Origin of the sequence: Methanohalobium sp. (assembly GCF_018609725.1) — an archaeon.
Taxonomy (GTDB): domain Archaea; phylum Halobacteriota; class Methanosarcinia; order Methanosarcinales; family Methanosarcinaceae; genus Methanohalobium.
Map to the genome: position 1 here is coordinate 1 of NZ_JAHENT010000073.1, position 6,674 is coordinate 6,674.

A 6,674-nucleotide genomic window follows, 5' to 3' on the forward strand; every position below is an offset into this window, starting at 1 on the left:
CCTATTACCTGGGTCAAAGAATAAAAAGAGGTTTGTTCCGGTCATCAAACGGTACAATCATCAACGCCGATGTGAATGGAGCTTACAACATCATGAAGAAAGCAATTCCTGGAGCTGTGAAGGGAATAGAGGGTATGGCGTTACACCCGGTGAGATTATCTCACGAATGTAATTGATAATAAAAATTGATGTTTATGTTTATCAATTTTATCAATTGCAATAACGTGAGATGGTTTAGTTTAATGTAATTGAGTTAATTTTTTTAGGTAAACTTTTAGTTTATAGGTTAAGATAGGTGTCAATGTTCCAATCATGAATCCTATATAATGCCCCTGTATGTTTGTTATGTTACCATTATTTAGGATTTTTTCAGGGAAGAGAATTAACCACAAACCTATTGTAAATGTAAAGAATAATAATACAGTAGCTATTGCATACCAGTAAAATGGTATATTTTTTAAGTTACTAGTTACTAGATTATTATTTTTAAACGAATGATATATTTTGATGATATCAATTTTAGCTTCATCAAGAAGGTAAATTGAAAGGATTAAAATTAGTAACAAATCGAGTCCTGTATTTTCTATTAATCCATACCTAATAAGTGATAATATAGATAAATTAAAAAAAATCACAGGGAACAAGAACAAAATTGTACGGTTCAAATTTATATCTGCTTTTTTATATGTATAGGTAACAAATGAGGCTGTAAAATAGCCTAATAGAGATGATACGACACCTGATAATCCCAATATTTTATCCATATCATAAATAAGGAGACTGAACAGAGAAATTCCAAACGGTGCAATAATAAAAATGGTTAACAGGTTTAAATAAAAATTTTTTCTTTCACATAATCCAAATATTCTGAAAAAAATAAAAATTAACAATATTATAACCATATACGACAAAAGGTTGCTCATGAAATGGTTATAATCAAAATGAGCGAAATTTGTGGCGTATATCGTAAAAATAGTGTAATCATCTGTATGTAATATAAAAGCACTATTTAATGAAGTAAAATATACTACAATTAAAAAAAGTGGAAGGAAAACAAAAAGAACTAATATATCAGGTAGATATTGAGTATTCCTACTATTCATATACATATAATATTACTCTTTTGAATAAAAAATCTATAGCAACTAAAAGAAAATAATACAAGTTATTATATTTCATTATATTACTATATTGATTTTTACGAAGATGGGGAACAGGGGTATTTGAAAGCCAACGGTTTCTAACCGTCATAAAACAACCCTGTTGATTAGTGTTTTCAAACCCGATACATTATATGATTGTCAATCATATAATAAATGCAATGGTAAACAGGTGGACATATAGCAATACTACAGTCTTCAATATAGGGTACCATTTAATCTGGTGTCCGAAATATAGAAAAGTTGAATACATCAATACTGAATATACTTCGCAGAATTGCAGTAGATGTGGTTATCTGGGTATTAGAAACGGTGAATCGTTCAAGTGTCCTCATTGTGGGCACGTTGATCATGCGGACGCAAACGCGGCGGTTCAATATAGCTTTGCGTCCAGGTGGTCAATCTGGTGCAGACAGAGATGCATCGTACGGGAGTACTGGCGCCCCGCAAGTGGCAACGGTGTGACGCCCACCGACCACAGAACCCAACAGATTTATCCGTGGGAGTATGTCAGAATATATACAACCAACAATATTTATTTGATATATTGCGTATTGTGAATACTTATCTCAGAAAGGATGGTATGTATAAAGATTTACCAGTTGTTTTATGTTTTCATACGCATCTTTATCCATTTGGAGGTTCATGATATCACCGTTTTCTTGCATGGTGTTTATAAGGTTTTCCGCAGCTTCATTTATTGATAAAGGATGATTTTTACTATCATATCCAAAACACTCCAGCATCCGGAAAATTTTAAGTGGGTCAGGTGCTTCCAAGTTAAATTGTTTCAATAATTCAGGATTTGAAAATATATCATGTGGTGTTCCTGAGGCTACTATCTTTTCATTAAGAACATATATTCTATCTGTAAGATATGATATTGTGTTCACATCATGAGTAGCTATTATAGTAGTAATACCTTCTTTTTCATTAAGTTCCCTAATAAATGATATAAACTCTGATTTGCTTTTAGGGTCAAGATTAGCAGTTGGTTCGTCCAAAACAAGTATTTTAGGTTCCATCGAAATAACTGCAGCCAATGCAACTTTCTTTTTTTGACCAGTGCTCAAATGTTGGGGTACTTCATTTTCAAATCCTTGAAGTCCTACTCTGGTCATGGATTTTTTAACTCTTTTTTCAACTTCTTTTTTGTCCAGACCCATATTATAAGGTCCAAAAGCAACATCGTCATAAACTGTCGGCATGAATAGCTGGTCATCAGGGTCCTCGAATAAAATCCCTACATATTGAATCCGATCTTTTATATTCATTGAACTGATTGGTTGTCCAAAAATATAAACATCATCGCTATTTGATTTTTTTAATGTACCGTTTAGATGTAGTAAAAGAGTGGTTTTACCAGCACCATTTGGACCCATGATTGTAATTTTTTCTCCTTCAAAAACCTCCATATCAACATCATTTAAGACTTTTTTACTGTTTGGATATGTGTAATCCAAATTTTTTATGGATACTGCAGTTTTTTTCATTATATCACCGGATATATATGTACGCCTAACGCTAAGACAATCATAAAAATTGTTAGTGCATAGTCAGAAAACATTAAATTGTAATTTGTATCCATTCTTGGTTTTCCTTCATAACCCTTTGAAATCATCGACTTATGTACCCTTTCCCCTCTTTCATAACTTTTAACAAGTAACATTCCTATCAAGTTACCTATAGTAGATAATCCATATCTGTTGGCTTTAATTTCAAAACCTTTTGCAGACATTGATTTTTTCATATTTTGAAATTCATCCACCAAGACAAAAATATATCGATAAGAAAATACAATCATCTGAACAACTACATTCGGCAATTTCAACATATATAAAGCTTTTATAATGGTATCAAACCTGTTAGTGGCAAGCATTAAAAACGCAATAATTAAAGCAGCAGTAGCTCTGAGAAATATAAGTAACCCAAGTTTTAACCCTTCCAGAGTAACACTTACAAAATATGAACCTATTATTATGTTACCTTCTACTGTAAAGCACATTATCACAAAAATAGCAAATATGAATATTATTGGATATTTTAAGCGTGCATAAACAAAACCAATAGGTAATTTAGAAATAAATATGAGACTTACTGAAAACAAAACAGCAAACAGAGCTACTGTCAAACTTTCGATAAAAGCAAAAGAAAATATAAGAGCTGTAAATGTAATAATCTTTGCTCTGGGATTAAAATTGTGTATTACTGATTCGATTTCTGAATATGCGTCAACCCTTGGATAGTTCATTGTTTATTTTAGTTCCCTGTTCATTTATTCATTTTCGTTTTCGTATTTTTTCTTTATTTTTCTGGCATTTGCCATCATACCAATACCTGCAATACCAGCAATGTATCCAAAACCAGATACTATTCTTGCAGGCATAGGCAGTCCATCAGTATCACCATTACTGGATGACCCCTTAGATGAGGATGACGACTGAGAATCTAGTCTTACCTTTTTTTCAACTTGGTGTCCGAAATCAGATGCCACTAACTTATAAACATCATGTCCTTGTTGAGGTTCAAATGAATATATCCCATTTTCGTCTGTTGATTTGTCCTCTATATAGGGTTCTTCATCATTTTCAGTAATTAAATAGACTTTTACCTCAGCATCTTTCATAGGGTCGCCGCCTCCATAATAGGCTTTGACCTTGATTTTATCAACTGATTTTTCGATAACATCCATATGCACACTGTGTGCAGATGCAGTAGGAACGAAAACCATAGTTAAAATGGCGATTACCAGTAAAATTCGGTTAAAATTCAGTACCATATTTAGATCCCTCCATTGATTTTTCATTTTTATGAATTTTTATAGGCAACAATTCAGGTTTAACTTTAGAGAGATATGTCACAACAGACCCTGTGATTATTGCTTCAACTATCATTAGCGGTGCATGTGTTGCTGCAGATACCTGTGCAACACCGATAAATTCTTGACCTGTTGTTAATAGAGTTATAGAAAGCAATATAACGGTCATAAAAATAGCTGCTCCGCCACTGAAAGCACCCATTATTTTTTCAGAAATACCGAAATCATAACCTTTTTTGAATGCATAGTAACTCAAAAGAGCAGGAATACCAATATTCATTGCGTTTATACCAATGGTGGTCACTCCTCCATGCTGGAACAGGAACGCCTGTAATATGAGACCCACCACCAATGACAGATATGCAAGTGGACCAAGAACGATACCTACAAGACCATTGAAAATCATATGAACGCTTGTAGGTCCGATTGGAAGATGTATCAGGGACGCCACAAAGAAAGCAGCTGTCATTACAGAAAATTTGGGAATTTCTTCTGTAATATCAGATTCTTGACTCCTCCACCAGAGGGTTAGAAACGCTAAGACAATTGTTATCGTCCATCCACCTGTTACAACAGTAGCGGAAAGGACTCCATCTGATATGTGCATTGTTTACAATCCTCCAGATAGTCTTATTATTTAATAAACAAGGTCAAACACATGGGTGGATTTAACAAGTTTCACCCATGCTTTATTTTTATTATTCATTTTCTTTTTACAAGATAGACAACTGCAAATAGCCCTGATATTGCTAACAATGAACCAAACCCTGGGCTCTCAACAGCTCCTTCTTGTTCAGATTCTGAAGATTTAGAACTGGATTCGCTTTCGGATGATGAACCTTCTTCATGTTCGTGGTCATGTTCTTCTCCAGTTTCAATCATATCGTTTTCAATTTCAGAAGCATGCTCTTTAAGATGGCTTCCAATTTCACCGAGTTCGTGGAACTCATGGTGAATGTCTTCAGCATATTCTTTGTGTGATTGCGGTGTATTTTCTTCAACTTCATGAACAGCATCTGATTTTGAGTTCAGGAGATTGGCTAATTCATCGATATTTTCGTTGATTTCACTAATTTCAGTTTTTACCTTATCCTTGTTTTCATCCGGGTGTTCAATTCCTTCAAGAGTTTCGACATTACTGATGATTTCTTTTGCAATGTGTTCTATTTCGTGAGAAGATTTGTGAACTGTCTCTGCTTTTGCTCTCAGGTCACTATTTAACGATTTGTCATCAGCAATCTTTGCGGATTCAGTGTGGATAGTTTCTGCCACGCTTATAATTTCATTTGCGTGTTCTTCAACTTCTACCAGTGATTGCGGAGCATCATCATGGGAATGTCCTTCATGAGCAGATACTGGCATACTCAAAGCAAATACAAGTAAAGTTGATACTAAAATCATTCCTAATTTGTTGAATTTATTCATCAAAATCACCTTTCATCTATTAATTTAATAAAATTCGGTATGCAATCATGATGTAAATATAAATTAAATCAATTTGGATTTGACAAACGAACGTTAACCATATGGTTAAAATGAAGTAATAAATTCTGAAACAAGGGATTAAGAAAAAAATTGAGATTATTATTTGAACTAATTATATCAAGTCAAGTTGATTAATTTAAAAATGCTAAAAAATAATATGGTAGAAGTAAAATTTTAAATTTTTACCAACAACCATGAGTATAGTTCAACTATTATCTTCATGGTCTTTAATGTTAATATCGAGTCTCAGCCTGGTAATAGGTTCTAGTTTTTTCCATTCTACAATAGCGTCATCCTCAAAAGTACATTCATGAACGGTTTTATCTGACATTTTCCCGTTGACTTCATAAACGAAAAAACCCTGTTCTCCCTCTGTAGATACGACCGCTTCTCTGTCTCCTATCTTTTTTACTTCAACAGATGAGACCTTTTTGAGTATATCAAGGAGGTTGGTTCCTCTTTCAACTTCTATATCTTTAGTTGGTGCGAATTTATCCAAAATGGTATAGATATTTTCCGTATTAACTTTTAATATATGAGAATTGCCAAATTTTTGGCGTTCAACCAGTTCTGCATTTTCTAATATTCTTATATGTTTTGCAGTTACTGGAACAGATATGCCTAATTCATTGGCTATACCTGTAATATGCATTTCATTATCTGCCAGCAATTTGAGTATATTCAGTCGGGTATTGCAGCCCAAAGCTTTGAATATTTTTTTATTTTTATTTGTCTCACTCATAATATTCAACTTTTAATTATTTTAAAATTGATATTAATCAAAATTTATTTTCCAGAGAAATTATGATATTTTTATTTGAACAATAAACAGCTGCAAGTATATTGCTTGGTCTAAATTAATTGTAATATTATCCAATTAGTTAGTATGCAAGTGGAGTTTACGTTTATTCAAGTTAATTTTCTTCATCCGGGTAAAAAGTCATTACTTAATATATCTCTATTTATTTGCATTACAATCGTTACCCAAATGGATAATACAGTTAAAAACAAAATTAATCTAAAATAAAATTTGTTATCTGTTAGGCTATTGAATGTGTAATCTAAAAAGTCCATTCTGGTTTAATATTATGTTTTATGTTATACTCTCATTAAATTTTACCCGTATAGGTAATATTTAATACTCAAATAATTCCTTTTAAATTGGTTGAGGTATAAGTATATAGTGGTGTGGAGATAAAACTCTCCCACAA

8 protein-coding genes and 1 pseudogene are annotated in these 6,674 nt (G+C 32.7%); 2 read left to right on the forward strand and 7 right to left on the reverse strand.

Features of this window, described 5'->3' with window-relative positions:
• A pseudogene (locus QZ276_RS11455) lies at nucleotides 1–176 on the forward strand (RNA-guided endonuclease TnpB family protein); the annotation flags it as partial.
• Nucleotides 177–239: 63 nt separating this feature from the next.
• Here the strand turns inward: QZ276_RS11455 and QZ276_RS04555 are convergent.
• A complete protein-coding gene (locus QZ276_RS04555; RefSeq protein ID WP_292485703.1) occupies nucleotides 240–764 on the reverse strand; it encodes a hypothetical protein in 525 nt (174 codons plus the stop codon).
• Between the two features lie 530 nt (nucleotides 765–1,294).
• Between QZ276_RS04555 and QZ276_RS04560 the strand changes: the two genes are divergently transcribed.
• Nucleotides 1,295–1,720, forward strand: a complete 426-nt coding sequence (locus QZ276_RS04560) for a zinc ribbon domain-containing protein (RefSeq protein ID WP_292485704.1) — start codon at nucleotides 1,295–1,297, stop codon at nucleotides 1,718–1,720.
• Nucleotides 1,721–1,729: 9 nt separating this feature from the next.
• Here QZ276_RS04560 and QZ276_RS04565 read toward each other — a convergent pair whose 3' ends face one another.
• The 6 genes from QZ276_RS04565 to QZ276_RS04590 all read right to left on the reverse strand — a co-directional run bounded on the left by QZ276_RS04565 (nucleotide 1,730) and on the right by QZ276_RS04590 (nucleotide 6,205).
• Nucleotides 1,730–2,653, reverse strand: coding sequence for an energy-coupling factor ABC transporter ATP-binding protein (locus QZ276_RS04565; protein ID WP_292485705.1), 924 nt, complete (start codon nucleotides 2,651–2,653; stop codon nucleotides 1,730–1,732).
• A complete protein-coding gene (cbiQ, locus tag QZ276_RS04570; RefSeq protein WP_292485707.1) occupies nucleotides 2,653–3,411 on the reverse strand; it encodes a cobalt ECF transporter T component CbiQ in 759 nt (252 codons plus the stop codon). Before cbiQ ends, QZ276_RS04565 begins: the two co-directional genes overlap by 1 nt.
• 24 nt (nucleotides 3,412–3,435) lie before the next feature.
• A complete protein-coding gene (locus QZ276_RS04575; RefSeq protein ID WP_292485709.1) occupies nucleotides 3,436–3,939 on the reverse strand; it encodes a hypothetical protein in 504 nt (167 codons plus the stop codon).
• Nucleotides 3,923–4,585, reverse strand: a complete 663-nt coding sequence (cbiM, locus tag QZ276_RS04580) for a cobalt transporter CbiM (RefSeq protein WP_292485710.1) — start codon at nucleotides 4,583–4,585, stop codon at nucleotides 3,923–3,925. Before cbiM ends, QZ276_RS04575 begins: the two co-directional genes overlap by 17 nt.
• 95 nt (nucleotides 4,586–4,680) lie before the next feature.
• On the reverse strand, nucleotides 4,681–5,403 hold the full coding sequence (locus QZ276_RS04585) for a PGF-CTERM sorting domain-containing protein (protein WP_292485713.1): 723 nt from the start codon (nucleotides 5,401–5,403) through the stop codon (nucleotides 4,681–4,683).
• Between the two features lie 265 nt (nucleotides 5,404–5,668).
• On the reverse strand, nucleotides 5,669–6,205 hold the full coding sequence (locus tag QZ276_RS04590) for a metalloregulator ArsR/SmtB family transcription factor (RefSeq protein ID WP_292485715.1): 537 nt from the start codon (nucleotides 6,203–6,205) through the stop codon (nucleotides 5,669–5,671).
• Nucleotides 6,206–6,674: the final 469 nt, after the last annotated feature.

Coding starts and splice junctions, on each gene's coding strand:
- QZ276_RS04565 (WP_292485705.1), bottom strand. CDS start 2,653: ATGAAAAAAACTGCAGTATCCATAAAAAATTTGGATTACACATATCCA.
- QZ276_RS04560 (WP_292485704.1), top strand. CDS start 1,295: ATGATTGTCAATCATATAATAAATGCAATGGTAAACAGGTGGACATAT.
- cbiQ (WP_292485707.1), bottom strand. CDS start 3,411: ATGAACTATCCAAGGGTTGACGCATATTCAGAAATCGAATCAGTAATA.
- QZ276_RS04585 (WP_292485713.1), bottom strand. CDS start 5,403: ATGAATAAATTCAACAAATTAGGAATGATTTTAGTATCAACTTTACTT.
- cbiM (WP_292485710.1), bottom strand. CDS start 4,585: ATGCACATATCAGATGGAGTCCTTTCCGCTACTGTTGTAACAGGTGGA.
- QZ276_RS04555 (WP_292485703.1), bottom strand. CDS start 764: ATGGATAAAATATTGGGATTATCAGGTGTCGTATCATCTCTATTAGGC.
- QZ276_RS04575 (WP_292485709.1), bottom strand. CDS start 3,939: ATGGTACTGAATTTTAACCGAATTTTACTGGTAATCGCCATTTTAACT.
- QZ276_RS04590 (WP_292485715.1), bottom strand. CDS start 6,205: ATGAGTGAGACAAATAAAAATAAAAAAATATTCAAAGCTTTGGGCTGC.